The 24,795-nt window shown below is 68.6% G+C and carries 22 protein-coding genes; 19 read left to right on the forward strand and 3 right to left on the reverse strand.

The genetic code is table 11. From position 1 onward, the window contains the following. Positions 1–247 precede the first annotated feature (247 nt). From AC099J_RS07470 to AC099J_RS07515, 10 genes are all read left to right on the forward strand, one after another. Positions 248–1,045 (forward strand): cobalamin B12-binding domain-containing protein, encoded by a 798-nt coding sequence (locus AC099J_RS07470; RefSeq protein WP_479614603.1) that lies wholly within the window; start codon positions 248–250, stop codon positions 1,043–1,045. A gap of 69 nt (positions 1,046–1,114) precedes the next feature. Further along, on the forward strand, positions 1,115–2,560 hold the full coding sequence (ppsR, locus tag AC099J_RS07475; RefSeq protein WP_479614604.1) for a transcriptional regulator PpsR: 1,446 nt from the start codon (positions 1,115–1,117) through the stop codon (positions 2,558–2,560). 73 nt (positions 2,561–2,633) lie between these two features. Then, a complete protein-coding gene (gene chlG / locus AC099J_RS07480; protein ID WP_479614605.1) occupies positions 2,634–3,509 on the forward strand; it encodes a chlorophyll synthase ChlG in 876 nt (291 codons plus the stop codon). Between the two features lie 3 nt (positions 3,510–3,512). Then, positions 3,513–4,859, forward strand: a complete 1,347-nt coding sequence (locus tag AC099J_RS07485) for a BCD family MFS transporter (RefSeq protein ID WP_479614606.1) — start codon at positions 3,513–3,515, stop codon at positions 4,857–4,859. A gap of 112 nt (positions 4,860–4,971) precedes the next feature. Further along, positions 4,972–6,159 carry a geranylgeranyl diphosphate reductase gene (locus AC099J_RS07490; protein WP_479614607.1) on the forward strand — a complete coding sequence of 396 codons (1,188 nt, stop codon included), beginning with the start codon at positions 4,972–4,974 and terminating at the stop codon, positions 6,157–6,159. Beyond that, the gene (locus AC099J_RS07495) at positions 6,156–6,647 is read left to right on the forward strand and encodes a TspO/MBR family protein (protein WP_479614608.1); all 492 of its coding nucleotides are present in this window, start codon (positions 6,156–6,158) and stop codon (positions 6,645–6,647) included. The genes AC099J_RS07490 and AC099J_RS07495 overlap by 4 nt, the downstream gene beginning before the upstream one ends. Continuing rightward, complete coding sequence (locus tag AC099J_RS07500; RefSeq protein WP_479614609.1) at positions 6,640–6,936, forward strand: hypothetical protein; 297 nt, start codon at positions 6,640–6,642, stop codon at positions 6,934–6,936. The genes AC099J_RS07495 and AC099J_RS07500 overlap by 8 nt, the downstream gene beginning before the upstream one ends. Continuing rightward, on the forward strand, positions 6,933–7,238 hold the full coding sequence (locus AC099J_RS07505) for a high-potential iron-sulfur protein (protein WP_479614610.1): 306 nt from the start codon (positions 6,933–6,935) through the stop codon (positions 7,236–7,238). Before AC099J_RS07500 ends, AC099J_RS07505 begins: the two co-directional genes overlap by 4 nt. A 48-nt stretch (positions 7,239–7,286) precedes the next feature. Continuing rightward, positions 7,287–8,285 (forward strand): magnesium chelatase ATPase subunit I, encoded by a 999-nt coding sequence (bchI, locus tag AC099J_RS07510; RefSeq protein WP_479614611.1) that lies wholly within the window; start codon positions 7,287–7,289, stop codon positions 8,283–8,285. A 191-nt stretch (positions 8,286–8,476) separates the two neighbouring features. After that, positions 8,477–10,285: a VWA domain-containing protein gene (locus tag AC099J_RS07515; RefSeq protein ID WP_479614612.1), complete on the forward strand. Its 1,809-nt coding sequence runs from the start codon at positions 8,477–8,479 to the stop codon at positions 10,283–10,285. Positions 10,286–10,508: 223 nt separating this feature from the next. Here AC099J_RS07515 and bchO read toward each other — a convergent pair whose 3' ends face one another. Beyond that, the gene (bchO, locus tag AC099J_RS07520) at positions 10,509–11,375 is read right to left on the reverse strand and encodes an alpha/beta fold hydrolase BchO (RefSeq protein WP_479614613.1); all 867 of its coding nucleotides are present in this window, start codon (positions 11,373–11,375) and stop codon (positions 10,509–10,511) included. A 46-nt stretch (positions 11,376–11,421) separates the two neighbouring features. Between bchO and AC099J_RS07525 the strand changes: the two genes are divergently transcribed. The 5 genes from AC099J_RS07525 (at position 11,422) to AC099J_RS07545 (ending at position 16,757) form a co-directional block, all read left to right on the forward strand. After that, on the forward strand, positions 11,422–12,990 hold the full coding sequence (locus AC099J_RS07525) for a phytoene desaturase (protein WP_479614614.1): 1,569 nt from the start codon (positions 11,422–11,424) through the stop codon (positions 12,988–12,990). After that, the gene (locus AC099J_RS07530; RefSeq protein ID WP_479614615.1) at positions 12,962–14,038 is read left to right on the forward strand and encodes a phytoene/squalene synthase family protein; all 1,077 of its coding nucleotides are present in this window, start codon (positions 12,962–12,964) and stop codon (positions 14,036–14,038) included. The genes AC099J_RS07525 and AC099J_RS07530 overlap by 29 nt, the downstream gene beginning before the upstream one ends. 238 nt (positions 14,039–14,276) lie before the next feature. Next, positions 14,277–15,578, forward strand: coding sequence for a glutamyl-tRNA reductase (hemA, locus tag AC099J_RS07535; RefSeq protein ID WP_479614616.1), 1,302 nt, complete (start codon positions 14,277–14,279; stop codon positions 15,576–15,578). A 7-nt stretch (positions 15,579–15,585) separates the two neighbouring features. Then, positions 15,586–15,714, forward strand: coding sequence for a hypothetical protein (locus AC099J_RS07540; RefSeq protein WP_479614617.1), 129 nt, complete (start codon positions 15,586–15,588; stop codon positions 15,712–15,714). Next, a complete protein-coding gene (locus AC099J_RS07545; protein ID WP_479614618.1) occupies positions 15,711–16,757 on the forward strand; it encodes an NAD(P)H-binding protein in 1,047 nt (348 codons plus the stop codon). Before AC099J_RS07540 ends, AC099J_RS07545 begins: the two co-directional genes overlap by 4 nt. A gap of 10 nt (positions 16,758–16,767) precedes the next feature. Here the strand turns inward: AC099J_RS07545 and AC099J_RS07550 are convergent, their stop codons facing one another. Beyond that, positions 16,768–17,352 (reverse strand): rhomboid family intramembrane serine protease, encoded by a 585-nt coding sequence (locus tag AC099J_RS07550; protein ID WP_479614619.1) that lies wholly within the window; start codon positions 17,350–17,352, stop codon positions 16,768–16,770. Between the two features lie 76 nt (positions 17,353–17,428). After that, positions 17,429–17,590, reverse strand: coding sequence for a hypothetical protein (locus AC099J_RS07555; RefSeq protein WP_479614620.1), 162 nt, complete (start codon positions 17,588–17,590; stop codon positions 17,429–17,431). Positions 17,591–17,759: 169 nt separating this feature from the next. Between AC099J_RS07555 and AC099J_RS07560 the strand changes: the two genes are divergently transcribed. The 4 genes from AC099J_RS07560 to AC099J_RS07575 are packed head-to-tail and all read left to right on the forward strand — an operon-like array spanning position 17,760 to position 24,794. Beyond that, positions 17,760–19,604 carry an N-6 DNA methylase gene (locus AC099J_RS07560; protein ID WP_479614621.1) on the forward strand — a complete coding sequence of 615 codons (1,845 nt, stop codon included), beginning with the start codon at positions 17,760–17,762 and terminating at the stop codon, positions 19,602–19,604. A gap of 5 nt (positions 19,605–19,609) precedes the next feature. Further along, positions 19,610–20,899, forward strand: coding sequence for a restriction endonuclease subunit S (locus AC099J_RS07565; protein WP_479614622.1), 1,290 nt, complete (start codon positions 19,610–19,612; stop codon positions 20,897–20,899). Further along, entirely contained in the window at positions 20,896–21,744 is an 849-nt protein-coding gene (gene dinD / locus AC099J_RS07570; RefSeq protein ID WP_479614623.1) for a DNA damage-inducible protein D, read from the forward strand. Before AC099J_RS07565 ends, dinD begins: the two co-directional genes overlap by 4 nt. Continuing rightward, positions 21,741–24,794 carry a type I restriction endonuclease subunit R gene (locus AC099J_RS07575; protein WP_479614624.1) on the forward strand — a complete coding sequence of 1,018 codons (3,054 nt, stop codon included), beginning with the start codon at positions 21,741–21,743 and terminating at the stop codon, positions 24,792–24,794. The genes dinD and AC099J_RS07575 overlap by 4 nt, the downstream gene beginning before the upstream one ends. The last annotated feature ends 1 nt before the right edge of the window (position 24,795 follow it).

The raw sequence follows: 24,795 nt of genomic DNA on the forward strand, positions 1-24,795 counted from the left end.
TCATAGGCTTGATTGGCAGTGGCACTCTCTCGTGCACTGATGCACGGGGCGTCCGTTTTCGAACGGATGTCGGCGAGTCCGCAGAGCGCTGCTGTGAGTCCACCCGAGGAGACACGAGGTGGGTGCATTGAATCCTGATCGTTCCGGGCGCCGCAGCTCAGCGTCGCCTGGCTTCACTCGCGCAGACACAGCGGCGAGCCCTCCCACCACTTCGGGGGCGGCGCGTGCGCGTGCTGGCCCGCAGCTGGTGTCCGACAACAGCGGGCATGAGCAGCAACTGTCGCGGATCGTGGAGCTGGAGATCATCCCGCGCCTCTTGCTGATGCATGCCCACGCGGCGGCTGCGTCACGGCGTGTCGGCGTCACGATCACGTCCGCTCACGTGTCCACGCTGGCCGAACTGGCGGTGGACGATGACCCCTTGAGCGTGCCGCGCTTCGTACAGGCGCTGACGCAGGCCGGTGCCACGCCGCAGCAGGTTCTTCTGGAGCTGCTGGGCCCCTGTGCGGCGCTGATGGGCAGTTGGTGGTGCAGCGACGTGTTCGATTTCGCCGATGTGACGATCGGCATGTGCCGGCTCCAGCAGGCGCTGCACGAGCACGTCTCTCAGGCGCGGCCCGCCCTGCGCAGTGACGCGGCGCGCATCCTCTTGGCGGCACCGCCCGAGTCGCAGCACACGTTTGGCGCCGCGATCGCTGCCGAGTGTTTTGCCCATGCGGGCTGGGACGCGCAGTACAGCCCCGGGCTCAGCTGGCGTGCGCTCAGCGACCTGCTCAAGGGTGAGTTCTTCGACGTAATGGCACTTTCGTTGTCATGTGATGCGCAGGTGGCAAGTGTCAGATCTGGTATCGTCAAACTGCGTCAATCTTCTTGCAACCAGTCCATTGCCGTGTTGGTCGGCGGGCCGTTGGCCCTTGCCAGCGACGATCTGGATGCGCGATGTGGCGCGGACGGCATGGCGATCAGCGCCGGCGCTGCGGTTGAATTGGCCGAGCGCTGGCAAGCGCGCTTGGGCCGCGATCGTCATACAGCGGGCATCGGCTGAACTGGCGTTTACTTGTCAACCCCTGCGCGGCACACGTGTTGCCGCATGCCGGTGCACCGAAAGCGTTAGATGTACAACCGGAGCTCTTCCACTGCCACTGTGCCCGCTGCGCAGGCCCTGCACCTGACCGACGCGGACGCCGGCATGATGACGGCAGTGGTGGCTGCGGCGTCCGACATTGCCCTGGTGATCGATTCGCAGGGCGTGATCCGCGAGGTGGCGCTGGGCGCCGAGGCCGCGCAAGACCTTGCCGAAACACAACTGTGGGTGGGCCGGCGTTGGTCGGAAACCGTGACGGTGGAGAGCCGGCCCAAGGTCATGGCGCTGATGGCCGGCACGCACGGCGACGATTCGGACTTTGCCAGCCAGGCGGTGACCCGGCAGGTCAACCATCCCATCGGCGGCGGCCTGGATCTGCCGGTGGCGTACCGCGTCGTGCCGCTGCGCAGCGGCGGTCGTGTGCTGGCACTCGGGCGCAACCTGCGCACCCTGGCCGTCGTGCAGCAACGTCTGGTCGACGCCCAGCAATCGATGGAGCGCGACTATCTGCGCCTGCGCCATGCCGAGGCCCGCTACCGGCTGCTGTTCGAGGCTGTGGAAGAAGCGCTGGTGGTCGTCGATGTCGCGACGCTGAATGTCGTCGAGCACAACGCCGCTGCGGCGCGTCTGGTGGGGGATACGGCCCGGCGCATGGTCTCGCGGCCGGCGCCCGATCTGTTCGAACTCGAATCGCAAGCTGCCGTGCAGGCGCTGTTCTCGCAGACGCGCAATGCCGGCCGCGGGGAGGCGCATGGCCTGCGGCTGACCGCAGGCACGGAGGTGCGCATGGTCGGCTCCCTGTTCAAGCAGGACGGCGTCACGCTGCTGCTGCTGCGGCTGGTGCCGTCCAGCCCGGCGCAGGCGCGTGGCCAGGGCAGCCCTTCGCTGCTCGACATGGTCAACGCCATGCCCGATGCCTTCGTGCTGTCCGACATGGTCGGCCGTGTGCTGAGTGCCAACCAGGCGTTCGTCGACATGCTGCAGCTGCCTGCCGGCGAGCCCGTGCTCGGCCAGATGCTGGACCGCTGGCTCGGCCGCTCGACGGTGGACCTCAACGTGTTGATCGGCAACCTGCGCCAGCACGGTGTGCTGCGTCTGTTCCCGACCACGCTGCGGGCCGGTGACGGCCAGGCGACAGCGGTCGAGATCTCGGCCGTCGCCGTGGTCGACGGCCCGCAACCCTGCCTGGGCTTCACCATCCGTGACGTGGCCCGCCGGCTGCCGGCCGAGGGCCGCAGCCAGCGCCAGTTGCCACGCTCTACCGAGCAGTTGACCGGCCTGGTCGGGCGGCTGCCGCTGCGTGACATCGTGGGTGAAACCACCGACCTGATCGAACGCCTGTGCATCGAGGCGGCGCTCGAACTCACGCGCGACAACCGTGCTTCGGCCGCCGAGATGCTGGGCCTGTCGCGCCAGAGCCTGTACGTCAAGCTGCGCCGCTACGGCATCCACGACACGGCCGGCCGCGCCGAGTGATGTGTCTCGCCCGCGTTGCCGGGCCAGTGTAAATATCAGTTGACATTGAGAGGTGTCAGTCCAGAATGGACTGATGGCCCTGCCCAGCCCCTCTGCCGTCGCCGAGCTGCTCAAGCCGATCACCTGGTTCCCGCCGATGTGGGCTTTCGGCTGCGGGGTGGTGGCCTCGGGCATGCCGACCGAAGGGCGCTGGACCCTCATCGTGGCCGGTGTCCTGCTCGCCGGCCCCTTCGTGTGTGCCAGCAGCCAGGCCGTGAACGACTGGTTCGACCGGCACGTCGATGCGATCAACGAGCCGAACCGTCCGATTCCCTCTGGCCGTCTGCCGGGCCGCTGGGGTCTGTACATCGCCATCATCTGGACCGTCCTTTCGCTGCTGCTGGGCAGCCTGCTCGGGCCGGTCGCACTGCTGGCTGCCGGCGTGGGACTGCTGCTTGCCTGGGCCTACAGCGCCCCCCCATTGCGACTCAAGCGCAACGGCTGGTGGGGCAACAGTGCCTGCGCCCTGTGCTACGAAGGCCTGGCCTGGATCACCGGCGCGGCGGTCATGGCGGCAGGCGCGCTGCCCGATGGCCGTTCGCTGGGGCTTGCGCTGCTCTACAGCCTGGGCGCCCACGGGATCATGACGCTGAACGACTTCAAGTCCATCGAAGGGGATCGGCAGATGGGCATCGCCTCATTGCCGGTGCAGCTCGGCGTGCAGGGTGCGGCGCGTGCTGCGTGTCTGGCGATGGCGCTGCCGCAGGTGGTGGTCGTGGGCCTGTTGTGGCATTGGGATGCACCGGCGCACGCGGCGGGCGTGGCCGCGCTGCTGGCGGTCCAACTGGTGCTGATGCGCCGTTTCCTCGCGGCGCCGCTGCAGCGCGCCACTTGGTACAGCGCGCTCGGCATCAACTTCTTCGTCATCGGCATGCTGGTCAGCGCCTTTGCGCTGCGTGCAGGCGCCTAGCCCATGCCGCCTGTCATGTTCGGTTGGAGCGGCATCCTGCGGCTGGGCCTGGTCCAGATGGCGCTGGGGGCTGTGGTGGTGTTGACCACCTCGACGCTGAACCGCGTGATGGTGGTCGAGCTGGCGCTGCCGGCGCTGCTGCCCGGCGTGCTGCTGGCGCTGCACTACCTGGTGCAGGTCAGCCGCCCGCGCATGGGCCATGGCTCGGACCGGACGGGCCGGCGCACGCCCTGGATCCTCGGCGGCATGGTGCTGTTGGCGGTCGGAGGTTTCGCAGCGGCCCTGGCCACGGCCTGGATGGCCACCGCCCCGGCGGCCGGCATGCTGCTCGCAGCCTGTGCATTCGTGTCGATCGGCCTGGGCGTCGCAGCGGCCGGCACCTCGCTGCTGGCCTTGCTGGCCAGCCGGGTGCCGCAGCAGCGCCGCGCCGCTGCGGCCACCACCGTGTGGGCCATGATGATCGCCGGCTTCGTGGTCACAGCCGGCACGGCCGGGGCTTTTCTCGACCCCTACACCCCGCAGCGCCTGGTCGCGGTGGCAGGCGTGGTCGCGCTTCTTGCGCTGGCACTGACGGTGGTCGCGCTCTGGGGTCTGGAGGGGCCGGCGGCAGCAACCGGCGCACGCGCGGCACACGCCAGCGGCGGCTTTCGGATGGCGCTGCGCGAGGTCTGGCGCGAGTCGGACGCGCGGCGCTTCACCATCTTCGTGTTCGTCGCCATGCTGGCCTTCAGTGCGCAGGATCTGATCCTCGAACCCTTCGCGGGCGCGGTGTTCGGCTACTCCCCCGGCGCCTCGACGCAGCTGGCTGGCGTGCAGCATGCCGGCACCTTGCTCGGCATGGTGCTGGCTGCCGTGGCCGGTCGGCGCGGCTTCGGTTCACTGCGCCACTGGGTGCTGGGCGGGTGCGTCGCGTCGGCTGTGGCATTGCTCGGCCTGGCGGCTGGCGGGCTGGCCGGCGCCGGTTGGCCGCTCAAGGCCAATGTGTTCCTGCTGGGCGTGGCCACCGGCACGTTTTCGATCGCAGCCATCGGCTCCATGATGCGGTTGGCCGGGCAGGGGCGCGGCGGCACCGAGGGCCTTCGCATGGGTCTGTGGGGCGCGGCCCAGGCGCTGGCCTTCGCGCTCGGTGGCCTGCTCGGCACGGGGGCCAGTGATCTGGCACGGGGGCTGCTGGCCGATGTCGGCAGCGCCTATGCCATCGTGTTTGGCCTGGAGGCGCTGATGTTCCTGGCCGCAGCGCAACTGGCGGCCGGCGTTGATCCAGGCGCGCGCGCGGCAGCCGACGGCGCCGCCAACGGCGTCGGGCTGCGCGCCCTGGTGCAGCCTGCATCACAGAGGGCCATGTCATGAGCTTGCGCGCGGCCGCTCCGAAGCGCGCCCGCTCTGCATCCGTTGCCCAAGCGCCAATGCGCGTTGCGCCAAACCGCCCGAGCCAGCGCGCTCCACAACCGAAGGGACACCCATGAACGCCTCCCAGGACTGCGATGTCGTGGTGATCGGTGGCGGGCCGGCAGGCGCCACCGCAGCCGACGATCTCGCGTGCGCCGGCCATCGCGTGGTGCTGCTCGACCGCGCTGGTCGCATCAAGCCCTGTGGCGGCGCCATTCCGCCGCGGCTGATGGCCGATTTCGCAATCCCGCAGTCGATGCTGGTCGCGCGTGCCGATGCGGCTCGCATGGTCTCCCCGCGCAGCCAGAAGGTCGACATTCCGATCGAAGGCGGCTGCGTCGGCATGGTGGACCGCGAGCATTTCGACGAATGGCTGCGCCAGCGTGCGGTCGAGCACGGGGCCGAGCGCGTCGAGGGTCGCTTCGAGCAGATCGAGCGTGACAGCGACGGCCGCGCGGTCGTCCTCTACACCGATGCACAGGGCCTGCCGCAGCGCCTGCGCACGCGCGCCGTGGTCGGCGCCGATGGGGCCCGCTCCCGCGTGGCGCAGCAGACCGTGCGGGGTGCGGACCAGGGCCGCTGCGTGTTCGCGTACCACGAGATCGTGGCCACACCCGCCATCACGCCGCCAGACTTTCAGCCCAGCCGCTGCGAGGTGCACTACAACGGCGCGCTGTCGCCCGATTTCTACGGTTGGGTGTTCCCGCACGGCGCCACCATCAGCATCGGCACCGGCAGCGCCGACAAGGGTTTCTCTCTGCGCCAGGGCGTGCAGAAGCTGCGCGAACAGGTCGGCCTGCAGGACGCGCGCACCATCCGCCGCGAGGGCGCACCGATCCCCATGAAGCCGCTGCCACGCTGGGACAACGGCCGCGACGTGGTGCTGGCCGGGGACGCGGCCGGCGTGGTCGCCCCCGCCTCGGGCGAAGGCATCTACTACGCGATGGTCGGCGGCCGGCTGGCGGGCGAGGCCTGTGCCGAGTTGCTGCGCACCGGCCAGGGCCGAGCGCTGGCACAGGCACGCAAGCGCTTCATGCGCGAGCACGGAAAAGTGTTCTGGGTGCTCGGGATGATGCAGCGCTTCTGGTACGTGAGCGACCGCCGCCGCGAGCGCTTCGTCAGCATCTGCCGCGACCGCGACGTGCAGCAACTGACCTTCGATGCCTACATGCACAAGCGCCTGGTGCGCGCCCGGCCCATGGCGCACGTGCGCATCTTCTTCAAGGACTTGGCGCACCTGCTGGGGCTGGTTCGTGCATGAGCTTGGCGGGCCGTCTTTTCGCAGGCCGTGGGCAGGCCGCCGCGTGGGCGGCGGGCGCGGCCATCGTCACCGCCGGGCTGGGCGGCCTGGCCACCGATCTGTCGCCCTGGTACTACGCGCTGCGCCAGCCGCCCTGGAAGCCGCCGGACTGGCTGTTCGGCCCGGCCTGGACGCTGATCTACACGCTCACGGCCAGCACGGCGGTGCTCGCGTGGGAAGCCTGCCCGGCCGGCGCGCAGCGGCGCTGGCTGCTGGTGGCGTTTGTGTCGAACGCGCTGCTGAACATCGTGTGGAGCTGGCTGTTCTTCACGCTGCGCCGGCCCGATTGGGCGCGCATCGAGGTGCTGCTGCTGCTGGCATCGGTGGTGCTGTTGATCGTGCTGGCTGGCCGCCTGCGACCCTGGGCCGGCTGGCTGCTGCTGCCCTACCTGCTGTGGACCGCATTCGCCGGCTGGCTCAACTGCTCGGTGGTGCGGCTGAATGCCTGAACTGACGCCCGTGCTGCTGGTCGATCTGGTGCTGGCGGTCGGTGTGCTGGAGTTGCTGGCCCTGCTGCTGCTGCGGCGGCCCGCGTTGGTCATCACCTTGCTCGCCGGCCTGGCCTTGATGCTGGCGCTTCGGCTGACTGTCGCCGGCCTGGCGCTGCCCTACATTGCCCTGGCGCTGGCGGCCAGCGGCTTGCTGCATGCCATCGATTTGCGGCGGCGCTGGTCGGCCACCGCCAGCCGCCACGCGTTGACGTCTGTGCCCACTACTTCCCACGAAAGAAGACCATGAACAACCGTCGTCAATTCATTCGCATCGTGCCGGTGGCCGGTGCCGCCGCGCTCTTGGCGCGCACCGCCTGGTCCCAGGCGATGGTGGACGAGAAAGATCCCCAGGCCGCAGCGTTGGGCTACGTGGCCGATGCAAGTAAGGTCGACAAGGCCAAGTACAAGAACTACGTGGCCGGCAGCCAGTGCGGCAACTGCGCCCTGTTCCAGGGCAAGGCGGATGCCGCCAGCGGCCCGTGCCCGCTGTTTCCTGGCAAGCTGGTGGCCACCAAGGGCTGGAGCAGCGCCTACGTCAAGAAGCCTTGAGCCTATGAGATTCCCGCACCGCCCGTTACCTAATCCGCTCTGGCCCTGATGCCCGCACCGTTCCCCTTCTCCGCCATCGTCGGCCAGGACGAGATGAAGATCGCGGTGCTGGTCGCCGCCGTCGAGCCGGCCATCGGCGGTGTGCTGGTGCTCGGCGACCGTGGCACCGGCAAGAGCACCGCCGTGCGTGCGCTGGCGGCGCTGCTGCCGCCCATGCGCGCCGTCGAGGGCTGCCCCTACCACTGCGACCCGTCGCAACGCTGCGGCCACTGCGCTCCCGGCGCCAAGTCCACGCAGCTGCCGGTGCCGGTGGTCGACCTGCCGCTGGGCGCCAGCGAGGACCGCATCGTCGGTGCGCTCGACCTGGAACGTGCCCTGTCCAGCGGCCAGAAGGTGTTCGAGCCCGGCCTGCTGGCGCGCGCGCACCGCGGCTTTCTCTACATCGACGAGGTCAATCTGCTCGAAGACCATCTGGTCGACCTGTTGATCGACGTGGCGGCCTCGGGCGAGAACGTGGTCGAGCGTGAAGGGCTGTCCGTGCGGCACCCGGCGCGCTTCGTGCTGATCGGCAGCGGGAATCCGGAGGAGGGCGAACTGCGCCCGCAATTGCTCGACCGCTTCGGCCTGTCGGTCGAGGTGCGCACGCCAGACGACCTGCTGCAGCGCGTGGAGATCGTCAAGCGCCGCGATGCCTACGAGCGCGACCCCGAGGCCTTCCACGCGCACTGGGCCAAGGCCGATGCCAAGGTGCGCCGGCAGATCGGCCGCGCCCGCGAGCGCCTGCCCGATGTCGTGGTGGACGACGCACTCCTGCTGCGCTGTGCCGAGCTGTGCCAGCGCCTGGGCAGCGACGGGCTGCGTGGTGAGCTGACCATGATGCGCGCCGCACGGGCCATGGCTGCGCTGCAGGGCGAGGGCGCCGTGCAGGAGTCGCACCTGCGCCAGGTCGCCGCACCTGCGCTGCGCCACCGCTTGCGCCGCAATCCGCTGGACGACACCGGCTCGGCCGAGCGCATCACGCGCGCCGTGGCCGAGCTTTGGGGCTGAAATGGCGCGACTCCGTTTGGATGTCTCACTGCGTGTAGACATCCCATCCACCTCCAGGGGCGCCGCCAGCGGCCGGGCAGAGCCCGTTCCGCGGCGTCGGCGGACATGGCCTGCTCCGCAGCGACTCGAACAGCGGCTTGCGACCCGGCTTCGTGGGCTGCGGATGGCGCGCGGCGCTATGGAAAACTGAGATGTCTGCGGGTGCCTGGGCTGCCCGCCTGCTGGCGCTGGACCCGGCGGGTCTGGGTGGCATCGTGCTGCGTGGCGGGCCGGGCCCGGCGCGCGATGCGTTGGTGGCCGAGCTGCAATCCCTGGTCGCACCGGGCACGCCGTGGCGGCGCTGCCCGCTGCAGATCGACGATGCACGGCTGCTCGGCGGCCTGGACCTCGGTCTCAGCGTGGCCGCCGGCCGGCCGATGGCGCAGGCCGGTCTGCTGGCCGAGGTGCACGGCGGCGTGCTGGTCCTGCCAATGGCCGAGCGGGCACCGATGGCGCTGGCCGGTCGGCTGGCGCAGGCGCTCGATGGTGGCGGCTTCGCGCTGCTGGCGTTGGACGAAGGCGTGACGCTCGATGAGCAGATCGCCACCTGCCTGGGGGAGCGTCTCGGTGTGGTGGTGGACACCAGCCTGTCTGGCGCCGCCGAGTGGCCGGCGCCACCCCCGGCGGCCCGCCTGGACGATGCGCGTCTGCAGCTGCGCACGCTGCCTTTCGACGCCGAGGGGGTCGAGGCGCTGTGCGCGTGTGCCCGGGCCTTGGGCATCGTGGGGCTGCGCGCACCCTGGCAGGCCTGGCGTGCCGCGTGTGCGGTGGCCGCCTGGCAGGGCCACAACGCCGTCCTGCAGGAGGACGCCGAACTGGCCGCGCGGCTGGTGCTGGCGCCGCGCGCGCGCTCGCTGCCGCCGGCCGAACAGGCCGAGCGGACCGAAGAGGCCGATGCCGAACCACCGGCGGACGAGCCGCCCGCTGGCGACGACGCCGCCGATCAGCCTCCCGGAGACGCCACCCCTGCACCCGATGGCGCGGAGTCGCCTACGCCCAACCCACCGCCGCCAGAGCCCGAAGGCACTCGCGGGGAACGAACCCCGCCGCAGGCGCCCAGCGACAACGAAGAGTCGCTGCAAGACCGCCTCATCGCGGCCGCCCAGGCTGCCATTCCGCCCGGTCTGCTGGCACTCCTCGCGGCGGGCCTGGCACCCCGGCGTGGCACAGCCGCCGGCCGCCAGGGCGAGGCCACGCGCATCGCCAGCAGCGGCCGACCGATGCCGCCGCGCCGGGGCCTGCCGCGGGGCGCGCAACGGCTGGATCTGCTGGCCACGCTGCGCGCAGCCTTGCCGTGGCAGGTGCTGCGCCGGCAGGAACGCGAACGGCTGGCCCTGCCGCCGTCCAACGCGCGCTGGCTGATCCGCCGCGACGACTTCCATTGCCGCCGACACCGGCGGCCGGCCGAGACCACCACGGTCTTCGTCGTCGATGCGTCGGGCTCGCAGGCCCTGAATCGCCTGGCCGAAGCCAAGGGGGCCGTGGAGTTGCTGCTGGCCGACTGTTACGTGCGCCGCGACCGCGTGGCGCTGATCGCCTTTCGCGGCACCGCTGCCGAGCTGCTGCTGCCACCCACCCGGTCGCTCGTGCGGGCCAAGCGCGCGCTGTCCGAGCTGCCCGGCGGCGGCGGCACGCCGCTGGCCGCCGGCATCGAAGCCGGCTGGCAACTGGCGGCCGGCCTGCAGGCGCGCGAAGGGGCCCGGGCTCAGCTGGTGTTCTTGACCGATGGCCGCGCCAACATCGATCGACAGGGCCGTGGCGGGCGGCCTGCGGCCATGGCCGATGCGCAAGCGATGGCGCGACGGCTGGCCGGTGCCGGCATCAGCAGTCTGTTGATCGACACCTCGGTGCGGCCGCAGCCCGAATCGGCTACGCTGGCGCGGCAGATGGGGGCGCGCTATCTGGCACTGCCGCAGGGGCGGGCGGAGTTGCTGCACCGGGCGATCGGCGCGGTGCTGTGAAATGGAACGCAGTCGGCTTGCAGGCTGACTTGTCTGTGCTCAAGCGACCTAGCGCGTCCGTGTAGTCGAAATTTCGCGGATTGCACGAAACGTACTCAAAACATCAGCCTTCTAGTCGTTCGTTGGGCGAGAGCCCGGTTCTAGCTGACGGATGGAGTCGGTTAGCGCAGGTTGGCCCAGTGCAACGCCGGCCATGTGATCGCCACGAGATGACAGCGGCACTTCATGGCAGCCCGAGCTCTGTCAACAGCTCCGCCACCACCCCCGGCGCCTCCTCATGCGCCAAGTGCCCCAACCCGGCCAGCATCCGAAACCGCGCGCCCGTCAGTTGCTGCGCCACGCGTTGCGACTGCGCAGGCGCGACCGTCGTGTCCGCACTGCCGGCGGCCAGCAGCAACGCCATCGGTTGCTGCGCCATGCGCCTGCGCAGCGCAGGCACCAGCGGGCCGACCTGCCAACTGGCCATCATCTGCAGTGCGCCGGCCACGTGATCCGGCCGGCGCAGCAGGTCGCGGTAGTGCGCCACCTCGGGTTCGGCCAACCGTGAGCCGGTCGAGGCCACCAGATGGTGCAGCGAGCGAGGCCGCGATGCAGCCTGCGCCGCCAGCCAAGGCACGACGGGCAGGGCCGCCATGGCGCGCGCCAGGGGGGGAAACACGGCGCCAGCCAGGCCCGACAGCGGCTGCAACGCCCCATTGAGCGACAGCAGCCCGCGCGCCGCAGGTAAAGCCCCGTCCAGCCAGAGCTGCAGCATCAGCGCCGCACCGGCCGAGTGGCCGACCACGCCGACGGGCGCCGCGCCCAGTTCGCGCAACAGCGCTGCCAACGCCTGCGCCATGCGCGGCAGGCTGGCCACGCCGTCCGCGAACGCGCGGCTGCCGCCATGGCCAGGCAGGTCAGGTGCGAGCAGCGTGAAGCGCTCGGCGAGCCGGGCCGCGCTGCCAGCCCACGAGCGGCCCGACGAGCCGGTGCCGTGCAACAGCAGCAGCAACGGCCGGCTTGGTTCGGAAACCGGCGAGCGCCGCAGGTGCCAGCGCAAGCCGGCGGCCGTCACGTCGGCTTCTTCGAGCGGGTCAGGGTCCAGGAGCATGCAGGCCCTATTGTCAACTAAACATGACACTACTACTATCTGTCTCATGTTGACACCCCCGCGTCGCAGCGATTCCCGGCCCAATGCGGTGGTCATCGGCAGCGGCTTCGGTGGCCTGGCTGCTGCGGTGCGGCTTGGCGCGCGCGGCTACCGCGTGACGGTACTCGAACGGCTGGACGCCCCCGGCGGCCGCGCGTACGTTTACCGGCAAGACGGCTTTGTCTTCGACGCCGGCCCCACCGTCATCACGGCGCCCTTTCTGTTCGAGGAGCTTTGGCAGCTTTGCGGCAAACGCCTGGCCGACGACGTGGACCTGCGCCCGGTCAGCCCCTACTACCGCGTGCGCTTCGACGATGGCACCGTCTTCGACTACAGCGGCGACCCCGACGCCATGCGCGCAGAGGTCGCACGCATCGCGCCAGAGGATGTGGAAGGCTACGAGCGCTTTCTTGCCGCCAGCAAGGCGATCTACGCGGTCGGTTTCGAACAATTGGGCGACCAGCCTTTCGACCGTTTCGCCGACATGGCCGCCGCGCTGCCGCAACTGCTCAAGCTGCAGGGCTACCGCAGCGTGTACGGCCTGGCCTGCCAGCACGTACGGCACGAAAAGCTGCGTGTGTTGCTGACTTTCCAGTCGCTGCTGGTGGGCGGCAACCCGTTCCAGACGACCTCGGTCTACTGCCTGATTGCGCACCTGGAGCGGCGCTTCGGCGTGCACTTCGCGATGGGTGGCGCCGGCCGGCTGGTGCAGGGCCTCGTCGGCTTGATCGAAGGGCAGGGCGGGCGCGTGGTCTGCAACGCCACGGTCGAAGAAATTTTGACCGAAGACGGCGCCGCCAGCGGTGTGCGGCTGTCCGGCGGCGAACGCGTCGACGCGGCGGTCGTGGTGTCCAACGCCGATGCAGCCTTCACCTACAGCCGCCTGCTGCCCAGCGTGGCGCGCAAGCGCTGGACCGACCGCAAGCTGGCCCGCGCGCGCTATTCGATGAGCCTGTTCGTCTGGTACTTCGGCACGCGGCGGCAGTACCCCGACGTGGCCCACCACAGCATCGTGCTCGGCCCGCGCTACCGCGGCCTGCTCGACGACATCTTCGTGCGCAAGCACCTGGCCGACGACTTCAGCCTGTACCTGCACCGGCCCACCGCCACCGACACCAGCCTGGCCCCGCCCGGCTGCGACACCTTCTACGTGCTGGCGCCCGTGCCGCATCTGGACAGTGGTGTGGACTGGCAGAAGCGCGCCGAGCCCTACCGCCAGGCGATTGCGGCCCGGCTTTCGGCCACCGTGTTGCCCGGTCTCGAGGATCAGATCGTCAGCTCGCACATGCTCACGCCGCAGGACTTTCAGGACCGGCTGCTCTCCGTCAAGGGCGCGGCTTTCTCGTTCGAGCCCCTGCTCACGCAAAGCGCCTGGTTCCGCCCGCACAACCGCAGCGAGGAGCTGCGCGGCCTGTACCTGGTCGGTGCCGGCACCCATCCGGGTGCGGGCCTGCCGGGCGTGCTGACTTCCGCCAAAGTGCTGGACCGCGTGGTCCCGCATGCCGACACCCTGCGCGGTCCGCGCGCCGCCCCATTGGAGATGCCGCATGTCCGTCGCGCCCACCGTCCTGCTTGAGCCGCATCTGGCCCGCCATTGGGCCGCTGATGTTGCTGCCTGCCGCGCCAGCTTGCAGCACAACAGCAAGACCTTCCACGCCGCCTCGCTGCTGCTGCCGCCGCGCGTACGCGAGCCGGCCACCGTGCTCTATGGCTTTTGCCGGCTGGCCGACGACACCGTGGACGAGCAGGGCGGGCGCTCCGAGGCCATCGCCCGGCTGCGCGAGCGGCTCGATCGCGTCTACGCCGGCCATCCGCTGACAGTGCCCAGCGACCGCGCACTGGCCGCCGTGGTGGCTGCCTATGGCGTGCCGCGCGCGCTGCCCGACATGCTGATCGAAGGCCTGGCCTGGGACGTGGAGGGCCGCACCTACGAGACGCTGGAGCAACTACACGACTACGCAGCCCGGGTGGCCGGAGCTGTTGGCGCCATGATGAGTTTGCTGATGGAGACCCGCAGCCCAGCCGCACTGGCCCGCGCCTGCGATCTGGGCGTGGCCATGCAGCTGTCCAACATCGCGCGCGACGTGGGTGAGGACGCACGCAACGGTCGGCTCTACCTGCCGCGCGCCTGGCTGCGCGAGGCCGGGGTCGATCCGCAGGCCTGGCTGGCCGATCCAGTGCCCGATGCGCGTGTCGATGCCGTGGTGCTGCGTCTGCTGGCCGAAGCCGACCGCCTGTACACGCGTGCCACCGCAGGTGTGGGCAGCCTGCCGCTGGACTGCCGGCCCGGCATCAACGCCGCGCGGCTGCTGTATGCCGGCATCGGCCACGAAGTTCGCCGCGCCGGTGGCGACGGCGTGCGCCAGCGGGCCCGCGTACCCGGTTGGCGCAAGGCCCTGTTGCTGGCGCGCGCCAGCGTGTACCTGTGGCCGTCGCAATCAGCGCTGACCGCACCGGCATTGGCCGCCAACCAGCCGTTGCTCGATGCCGTCGCGGCAGCGCCGCAGCCCGGCCGCCAGGGCGCCGCCGAGTTCGTCGTCGACCTGTTCACCCGGCTCGCGCACGACGACCGGCTGCTGCGGCGCGGGCCGGCGGGCGCCTTGCTGCGTGGAGAGGTTCGATGAGCGCCGCGCCGGGCCGCCCCAAGCAAGCTCGCTCCCCCTCGGGGGGCAGCGAACCTCGCGCAGCGGGGAGCGTGGGGGCCACGTCCGCCGCGCCGGGCCGCCCCAAGCAAGCTCGGCCTTGCAGGCCGCGCCGTGGCTTGCGCCCCGGCCCCTCCCCAGGCACGACAGGTCCACTGGACCTTTCGTGTCCGGGCTCGGCCCCCTCGGGGGGACAGGCCGCAGGCCGCAGGGGGCAGCCATGAGCTTGATGGCCCTGGGTCTGAACCACGCCAGCGCGCCGCTCGATCTGCGCGGCCGCTTCGCCTTCCCCATGGAGCGCCTGGGGCACAGCCTGCAGGCCTTGCGCGGCCACCTGGCCGCCGTGCAGTCGCCCGCCAGCGGGTTGACCATCCTGTCCACCTGCAACCGCACCGAGCTGTACCTGGGGCTGGCGCCCGAGGTGGAGCCTTCGCCCGAACTGCTGCAGCCCGTCATCCACTGGCTGGCAGAGCAGGGCGGCAGCAGCCCGCAGGCGCTATGCGATCACAGCTACCTGCTGCAGGGCGAAGCGGTGGCACGGCACGCCTTTCGCGTGGCCTCCGGGCTGGACTCGATGGTGCTGGGCGAGCCGCAGATCCTCGGCCAGCTCAAGCAGGCCGTGCGCGAGGCCGACGACATCGGCGTGCTCGGGCCGACGCTGCAGCAACTCTTTCAACGCAGCTTCTCGGTGGCCAAGGCGGTGCGCACCGGTACCGAGATCGGCGCCCACGCGGTCAGCATGGCGGCAGCGGCGCTGCGGCTGGCGCAGCAACTGTTCGGCGACCTGACGCAAAGGCGCGTGCTGTTCGTCGGTGCCGGCGAAATGATCGAGCTGGTCGCCACGCACTTCGCGGCCCGCGCGCCGCGCATGATGGCGGTGGCCAACCGCAGCGCCGAACGCGGCCAGGCGCTGGCCAACCGGCTCGGCGCGCAGGTGCTGCCGCTGCTGGGGCTGGACCAGCGGCTGGGCGAGTTCGACATCGTCATCAGCTGCACGGCCAGCAGCCTGCCGCTGATCGGCCTGGGCGCAGTGCAGCGTGCGCGCGTGGCACGCAAGCGCGAACCGATGCTGATGATCGACCTGGCCGTGCCGCGCGACATCGAGGCCGATGTCGGCCGGCTCGAAGACGTGTACCTCTACACCGTGGACGATCTGGCCCAGCGTGTGCAGCAGGGCGGCGAGCGCCGCCAGGCCGCAGTGGAGCAGGCTGAAGCCCTGGTCGATGCCGGCGTGCACCGCTTCAGCCAGTGGCTGGAGCAGCGCTGCAGCGTGCCGTTGATCATGGAGCTGCGACAGCGCAGCGACCACTGGCGCCAGCTGGAACTGGAGCGTGCACGGCGTTCTCTGGCGCGTGGCGAGGATGTCGAGCAGGTCCTCGAACAACTGGCCGGCAGCTTGAGCGCCAAGCTGCTGCATGGCACGCTGGCCGGCCTGCACGCCAGCCGCGGCACGGAGCACCGTGACTGGGCGGCGGCGGCGCGCCGCTGCTTCCTGCACGAAGGCTCCCACGAGCGGCATTGACCCCACCATGCGGGAGCGCCTCGGCCTGATCGAGATGCTGCTGTTCTTCGGCGTGGTGTTCGGCTGGGCGTTCTGGCAGTGGTGGGACTGGCGCAAGTGGAAGCGTCGGCAGAAGGACGAGGAGCCGCCGCCATGAGCGCCGCCCAGCCGCCCGAAGGCGCTCGCTCCGCAGCCGAAGGCGGTACCCCAATGAGCGCCGCCACATCCTGCCGGCGCGTGCTGCTGCTCGGCGCCAGCGGCACCATCGGGCGGGCCACGGCGAGCGCGCTGCGGGCACGCGGCTACGCAGTGGTGTGCGTGATGCGCCCGCGTGCCGACGCGACGCAGGTCGCCCGGTCATGGGCCGGCGCGACGCTGCACTTCGGCGATGTGGCCGATGCGAGCTGGCTGTCGCAGCAGGTGTTCGCCCCAGGCGAGCGATTCGGTGCCGTGCTCTCGTGCATGGCCTCGCGCAGCGGTGTGCCGGCCGACGCCTGGGCCGTCGACCACCGGGCGCACAGCCAGGTGCTGGCGGCGGCGCAGCGGGCCGGCGTGCCGCAGTTCGTGCTGCTGTCGGCCTTGTGCGTGCAAAAGCCCCGGCTCGCGTTCCAGCAGGCCAAGCAGGCTTTCGAGCAGGAGCTGATCGCCTCCGGTCTGCGCTATTCGATCGTGCGGCCCACGGCGTTCTTCAAGTCGCTGTCTGGCCAGGTTGAGCGCGTGCGGCGCGGCAAGCCTTACCTGGTGTTCGGCGACGGCCGGCTCACCGCCTGCAAACCGATCAGCGATGCGGACCTGGCCGATTACCTGGTGGGTTGCCTGCACGACCCGTTGCGCTGGAACCGTGTGTTACCCATCGGCGGCCCCGGCGCGGCCATCACGCCGCGCGAGCAGGGCGAGGCACTGTTCGCGCTGCTGGGCCAGCCGCCGCGCTTTCGCAGCGTGCCGCTCGGTCTGCTGGACACGATCATCGGTGGCCTGTCGACGGCGGCACGGCTGTGGCCGGCCCTGGCGGCCAAGGCCGAGCTGGCGCGCATCGGGCGGTACTACGCGAGCGAATCGATGCTGGTGTGGGACGCTCAAGGCGCGCGCTACGACGCCGAGGCCACGCCTTCGACCGGGCGCGACACGCTGCTGTCGCACTACGCGGCGCTGCTGGGCGGCGAGGCCTTGCACGAGCGGGGCGAGCACACGGTGTTTTGACCGCCAGGCGTCAACGCCTCCCGAACGGCAGCTGCCCGCGCCAGTAGCGCATCACCAGCCAGCCGCCCAGCAGCCCGCCCAGGTGGGCGAAATGCGCCACGCCGCTGGCGCTGCCGGTCACGCCCAGCGTCAGTTCGATGGCGCCGTAGAGCATGACGAAGACCCAGGCCGGCATCGGAATGGGCGGCAGCAGCGGCGTGATGCGGCGTTGCGGGAACACCATCGCAAAGCCCATCAGCAGGCCGAACAGGCCTCCCGAGGCGCCCACGGTGGGGGCCGTGCTGCCGCTCATGCCCGTGACCACCAGCTGTGCCAAGGCGGCCGTGACGACGCTGGCGGCATAGAACATGCCGAGCCGGCGCGCACCCCACACACGTTCGAGTTCGCCGCCGAACATCCAGACGCCGTACATGTTGAAGGCCAGGTGCATCAGCCCGCCATGCAGGAAGGCGTAGGTGCCGAGCTGCCAGGGCATGAACAGGCCCGAGTCCAGCGGCCACAGCGCGAACCAGGTAGCGAAGCCGCCGCCCAGCAGCATCTGGAGAACGAACACGCCGATGTTGGCGACAAGCAAAGCCTGGGTCAGTGGTGGCATGGCGCCATGCTATGCGAGCCGGTCTGCCCGTCCGCCGGCTACGGGATAGGCGTGCTCGGCAGCCTTCGGATGGGGTTCACTCGATGCGGATGCTGGCGGCCTCGACGACCTTGCTCCATATCGCGACCTCGTCGTCCACGAAGCGCCGGGCGTCTGCCGGGCTGCCGGGCACGGCGGTGTTGCCGGTGGCGGCGAAACGCTCGCGCACCTCGGGCAGCAGGGTCTTGTCTGAACGCACCACCGATGTGAAGCGGGTGAGTGTTGCCAGCAATAGGCCCCAACGGACCGACCCCGTCGCCGACCGACAGTCTTGAGCGCCAAGCTTGCGCGCAGGCACACCATCGCTCTGCGCTGCCCTGGTTCGGGAGTACTTGACAATATTTCGCCATATTGCAAATATCGCAAATATGACAAAAGAAGCCAACTTGCCTGTGACACTGCGCACCTTGCGCGCCAGCCTCGATCTGACCCAGGAACAATTGGCCGACCGGCTCGGCGTGTCTTTCGCCACCGTCAACCGCTGGGAAGGTGGCACCTCCAAGCCACAAAAGGCTGCGGCCGAAGCGATCCAAGCACTGGCTGTGGAGGCTGGCATCGCCACCGAAGAGCTCAGTTCCCAATCCGCAGCCGTGGAGGTCAGTCGCCGCCGGGCGCGCACGCCAAGGTCTGCCGACCAGGCCATGACCACCAAGCCGATGGAGCAGATGCTGTGGGACGCCGCCTGCTCCATCCGCGGCGAGAAAGATGCGGCCAAGTTCAAGGACTACCTGCTGCCGCTGGTCTTTCTCAAGCGCCTGTCCGATGTGTTCGACGACGAGGTGAGCCGCCTGGCCGAGGACTACGGCGACAAGGCCACGGCGCTGGAGATCGCCGAGACCGACCACTCCCTGCTGCGCTTCTACCTGCCGCCCGAGGCCCGGTGGGCGGTGATCAGCGGGCGCGAGAAGGACGGTGAGCGCTACGTCTGGCCGTTGGACGAGAAGGGCCGCAGCACCGCCCCCAAGGACGCTGGCGAGCACCTGACCCGCGCCTTGCGCGGCGTGGTCAAGCACAACCCCAGCCTGTCCGGCGTGATCGATGTTGTGGACTTCGCCGCCGAACGCAACGGCGAGCGCGACATCAACCCCGCCAAGCTGCGCGCCGTGATCGAGACCTTCTCCGACCCGCGCTACCGGCTGGGCCTGGCCGATGTGCAGCCCGACTTTTTGGGCCGCGCCTACGAATACCTGCTGCGCAAGTTCGCCGAAGGCTCTGGCCAGAGCGCGGGCGAATTCTTCACCCCCACCGAGGCGGGCTTTCTGATGGCGCACATCCTGCGGCCGCGCCCCGGCGAAACCTGCCACGACTACGCCTGTGGCTCCGGCGGCCTGTTGATCAAGCTGCAGCTGGTCTCGCGCGAACTCGACCCGATGGCCAAGGTGCCGCTCAAGCTGTTCGGCCAGGAACTGGAGGGCGCCAGCTACGCCGTGGCGCACATGAACGCCAAGATCCACGATATGGACATGGAACTGGCGCGCGGCAACAGCATGCTGAACCCCAAGTTCCGCACCGCCGACGGCCGCATCCAGCGCCACGACATCGTGATCGCCAACCCGATGTGGAACCAGCCGTTCGACGCCGAAACGACTTTCGCCAACGACCCGTACGACCGCTTCCGTACCACCGGCGGCATCACCAGCGGCAAGGGCGACTGGGCCTGGTTGCAGCACACGCTGGCCTGCCTGAACGACCACGGCCGCGCGGCCGTGGTGCTGGACACCGGCGCCGTCACGCGCGGCTCGGGCGCGAAGAACGAAGACAAGGAACGCAACATCCGCAAGTGGTTCGTCGACCAGGACCTGATCGACGGCGTGATCCTGCTGCCCGACAACCTGTTCTACAACACCACCGCGGCCGGCGTGATCGTGGTGCTGAACCGGCGCAAGCCAGCGGCGCGGCAGGGGCGCATCGTGCTGCTCAACGCGAGCAAGCGGTTTCGCAAGGGCAAGCCGAAGAACTATCTGCCCGAGGAAGACATCCGGCCGTTGGCGGCGATGTTCCTGAAGGGGGAGGCGGTGGAGGGAGAGGTCGCGGTGGTGACGCGCACGCAGGTTGTGGAGGCGGACTACAACTTGAGTCCGAGTCGGTGGGTGGGGCAGACCGACGCATCGGCCCATCGCCCGATCAGGACAATTCTGTCTGAGTTGAATGCGCTAACCGGCACCGCGGCGCGCATCGATGCGGCTTTGATCGCTGCATTGAAGGGTCTGTGAGCGCTATGCAGTGGCCCACGCAGACGATTGGCGAGCTTTTCGAGATTGGGTCGGGCAAGACGATGTCTGCCAAGGCTCGCAACGGTGCCAAGCGCACGCCTTTCCTTCGGACAGCCAACGTCTTCTGGGATGAGATTGACTTGACGACGGTCGATGAGATGGAAATCTCTGACGGTGAGCTTCAAAGCAAATCTCTTGAAGCCGGAGACCTTTTGGTTTGCGAAGGCGGTGATATCGGTCGCGCAGCAGTCTGGGAAGGGCAGCGTGGTGTGATGTCTTTTCAGAACCATTTGCATCGGCTCCGCCCAAAGACAGACCTCACCGATTCACGGTTTTACGTCTACTACTTGCAGTGCGGGTTCACTCAGCTAGGCATCTTCGAAGGCGCAGGAAACAAGACCACGATTCCGAATCTCTCCAAGAACAGGTTAGCTGCACTCAACGTGCCAGTGCCCTCGCGAAATGAGCAAGACGCCATCGTGAGCGTTCTGCGCCGGATTCGGGAAGCCAGCAAGGCGCATTTCAGAGCAGCTCAACTATCGCAAGAACTGAAATTCGCATGTATGACTGACCTTTTCTCGCGAGGGTTGCGCGGCGAAGCACAGAAGGAAACCGAAACCGAAATCGGCCCAGTGCCGATGGGTTGGAATGTCTGCTCCTTCAGCGCGGTGCGCGAATGGCTCCAGTACGGCACATCCGCCCGTTGTGACGTGAAGGAGGCGTGCTATCCCGTTCTTCGCATACCCAACATCGGGGCAGGAAAAGTCGAGCCTAACAACCTCAAGTATTGCGACTTGCCAGATGTCGAGGCTGGCAAGTACATGCTCGAACGCGGCGACTTGATCTTCATTCGTACCAACGGTGTCCTTGAACGCTTAGGGTCATGTGCTGTTTACGATGACCAGCCCCCCAGGGCGCTCTTTGCGTCCTACTTGATCAGGGCACGTCTGAAGGCTGAACTGGTGTCTCCGAGATTCGTTGCGCACTTTTACGGATCGGCTCTGGGCACGTCGCTCGTTGCTGGCAGAGCAACCCCGGCATCGGATGGCAAATACAACCTGAACACCGGGACCATCGACGCGCTGCCTCTTCCCTTGCCGCCCTCTTTAGATGAACAGAACGAGATTGCAGACGTTCTCGACGCCATCGACCGCAAGATCGAACTGCACCAGCGAAAGCGCGCCGTGCTTGACGAACTCTTCAAAACCCTGCTGCACAAGCTCATGACCGGCGAGATCGACGTGAACGACCTGGTCCTGCAAGCACTGGCCACCATGGAACGGAGCCCCTCATGAAGAAGGAACTCATCCACCAGCTCCACCAGAGCTTCGAAAGCTGCGCCCACCAGAACGAGGGTGTGGAGTACTGGCTGGCGCGCGAGCTGCAGCCGCTGCTGGGCTACAAGGAGTGGCGCAACTTCGGGATGGTGATCGACAAGGCCCGCATCGCCTGCGAGAACGCAGGCCAACTGGCCACCGATCATTTTGTTGACGTCAACACAATGATCGGGCTGGGCAAGGGCGCCGAGCGCGAGGTCGACGACATTGCCCTCACGCGCTACGCCTGCTACCTCATCGCCCAGAACGGCGACCCGCGCAAGGATGCCATCGCCTTCGCCATGACCTACTTCGCCGTGCAGACGCGCAAGCAGGAACTGATCGAGGCGCGCATCGCCGAGACGGAGCGCCTGCGCGCGCGGGACAAGCTCACGCTGTCGCAAAAGGAACTCTCCGGTGTGCTCTACGAGCGCGGCATCGACAGCCAGGGCTTCGGCCGCATCCTGAGCAAGGGCGACGCGGCGCTGTTCGGTGGCATGACGACGCAGAACATGAAGACCCGGCTGGCCGTGCCCGAAGGCCGGCCGCTGGCTGACTTTCTGCCCACCATCACCATCAAGGCCAAGGACTTCGCCAACGAGATCACCAACACCCAGGTCAAGCAGCAGGACCTGCGTGGCGAGCCCAGCATCACGCAAGAGCATGTGAAGAACAACCGCGACGTGCGCAAGCTGCTGACCGACCGCAACATCGTGCCCGAGCAGCTGCCGGCGGCAGAAGACGCGAAGAAGCTGGAACGGCGGCTGAAGTCCGAAGAGAAGAAGCTGCCGCGCCAGGTGCCCAAGCTGGGAAACAAGCCATGAGCACCGCGCCGGGCCGCCCCAAGCAAGCTCGCACCGAAGGCGGAGCCGAAGGTAGTCCAGAGAGCGCCGCTCGGCCGCCCGCGCCGCTGCACCCGCCCCCGACGCTGAAGATCAGCGAAGCCGGCAGCGTGCAATTCACGATGGTGGACCACGCGGTGGAGATCGGCTGGCAGCCGCTGAACCCTTTGGAGGCCGTGTACCACCGGGGCGGCGAGGCCGGCAACTTTCTGCGCGGCCTGCTGGCCAAGAAGCTGGCGCACTTCAATCCATGGCTCAGCGACGAGGGCGTGCGCGGCGTGCTCGATGCGCTAGACGCGCTGCCGCCCAGCATCGAAGGCAACCGCGCGCTGCTGGCCTGGATGCGCGGCGAGCATGCCTGGTACGACGAGGCCGAGAAGCGGCACCGCCGTGTCACGCTGATCGACTACGAGCATGTGGCCGAGAACGCCTTCCATGTCAGTTGGGAGTGGAAGATCAAGCCGCCCGCGCGCAAGGGCAACCGGGCCGATGTGATGTTCCTGGTGAATGGCATGCCGGTGTGCATCGTCGAGCACAAGAACCCCAAGGACGGCGGCGCGATCGAGCGCGGCATCCAGCAGCTGCGCCGCTACGAGTTGGAAACGCCGGAGCTGTTGGGCAGCGCGCAGCTGTTCAACGTCACCCACCTGCTGGACTACTGGTATGGCGTGACCTGGAACGTGACGCGGCGCGACATGGCGCGCTGGAAGCAGGTGCCGGAGGAGACCTACCGCTTTGCCGTGCAATCGTTCTTCGAGCCCACGGACTTTCTGCGGACCTTGCAGCACTGGATCCTGTTCTACGTGCAGGACGGCGAGACCCGCAAGTCGGTGCTGCGCCAACACCAGCAGCGCGCCATCGAGGCTGTGCTGGACCGCTGCGCGGACCCTGGCAAGACGCGCGGCCTGGTCTGGCATACGCAGGGCTCAGGCAAGACCTTCACGCTGCTCACGGCGGCCCGCCGCATCCTGGAGGACAAGGCACGCTTTCAGAACGCCACGGTGATCCTGGTGGTGGACCGCACGGAACTGGAGGGGCAACTCAAAGGCTGGGTCGAGCGTCTGTTGGGCGAGATGCAGAAGCACGACATCGCCACGCGCCGGGCCAACAGCAAGCCCGACTTGCAGGCGCTGCTGGATGGGGATTTCCGGGGGCTGGTGATCGCGATGATCCACAAGTTCGAGGGCATCGCTAAGGAAAGCTGTGTGCGCGACAACGTCTATGTGTTCATCGACGAGGCCCATCGCTCGGTGGCCAAAGACCTGGGCACGTACCTGATGGCCGCAGTGCCCAAGGCCACGATCATCGGCTTCACGGGCACACCGATCGCCAACAACACCCAGGGTGAGGGCACGTTCAAGATCTTCGGCGCGCAGGACGATCGCGGCTACCTGGACAAGTACGCCATCGCCGAATCCATCGACGACGAAACCACGCTGCCCATCAAGCATCTGATGGCGCCGTCTGAGATGACGGTGCCTGCGGAGCGGCTGGACAAGGAGTTCTTCGCGCTGGCCGAGTCAGAGGGCGTGACCGATGTGGAGGAACTCAACAAGGTGCTGGACCGCGCCGTGGGCCTGCGCACCTTTCTGACGGCGGACGACCGCATCGAGAAGGTGGCCGCCTTCGTGGCGCAGCACTTCCAGGAGAACGTGATGCCGCTGGGCTACAAGGCCTTCGTGGTGGCCGTGAATCGGGACGCCTGCGCCAAGTACAAGAAGGCGCTCGACAAGCTGCTGCCACCCGAGTGGACGCAGCCGGTGTATTCCGAGAACGCGGCGGACGTCATCGAGCGGCCGCTGGTGGCGCAACTGCAGATCAGCCCGGAGCGCGAGGAGGATGTGCGCCTGCTGTTCAAGAAGGCCGACCGCGAGCCCAGGATCCTGATCGTCACCGACAAGTTGCTGACCGGCTATGACGCGCCGCCGCTGTACTGCCTGTATCTGGACAAACCCATGCGCGACCATGTGCTGCTGCAAAGCATTGCGCGCGTGAACCGGCCCTATGTGGACGCCCAGGGCGTCAGCAAGAAGGTCGGCCTGGTGGTGGACTTCGTGGGCGTTTTGCGCGAGCTGAAGAAGGCGCTGAAGTTCGACTCCGACGATGTGAGCGGCGTGATCGAAGACCTGGACGTGCTGATGCTGGACTTCCAGCAGAAGATCGTGCAGGTGAAGGCCGACTACCTGGACGACACGAGTGGCGATGCCGCTGGCTTGGGTGCGGACGAAAAGTTGGAACGGGTCGTGTACGGCCGCTTCCTGTCGGTGGAGGCCCGCAAGACCTTCTTCGAGCGCTACAAGGAGGTCGAGGCACTGTGGGAGATCCTGTCGCCATCGCCCGAGTTGCGGGACCACATCGGCACCTACAAGCAGCTTTGCCATCTGTATGCCGCAGTGCGCAATGCCTACGCCAGCAAGGTGGGCTTCGTCGCCGACCTGGCCTACAAAACGCGCCGATTGATCGAAGAGAGTGCGACACAGCAAGGTCTGGGACGGCTGACGAAGAGCATCACCTTCGACACTAGGACGCTGCAGTCGCTGCGCGGCCATGCCGGCACCGACGAAGGCAAGGTCTTCAACCTGGTACGTGGCCTGCAAGAGGAGATCGACGACGATGCCAACGCGGCGCCCGTGCTGCAGCCGCTGAAGGACCGCGCCGAGCGCATCCTCAAGGACATGGAGGACCGCCGCACGACAGGTCTGGCAGCCATGGACCAACTCGCGGCCCTGGCTGCGGAGAAGGAGGCGGCCATGCAGGCGGCCAAGGCCAGCGGCCTGTCCGGCCGCGCCTTTGGGGTGTACTGGACCCTCCGGGCCGATGCTGACCTTCAGGAAGCCAGCATCGACCCCATGGCCCTGGCGCGGGAGGCCGAAGCCCAACTGGCCAAGTTTCCCAATGCAGCCGTGAACTCGGACGAGAAGCGCCGCTTGCGCGCGTCGCTGTATCAGCCCTTGCTCACGCTCTCGGCGACAGCACGGGCGCGCGTCGTGGACGCCATGATTGCGGTGCTGCTGCAGCACTCGGACGCCTGAA

It is taken from the genome of Rhodoferax sp. RT4P68, from assembly GCF_056521305.1.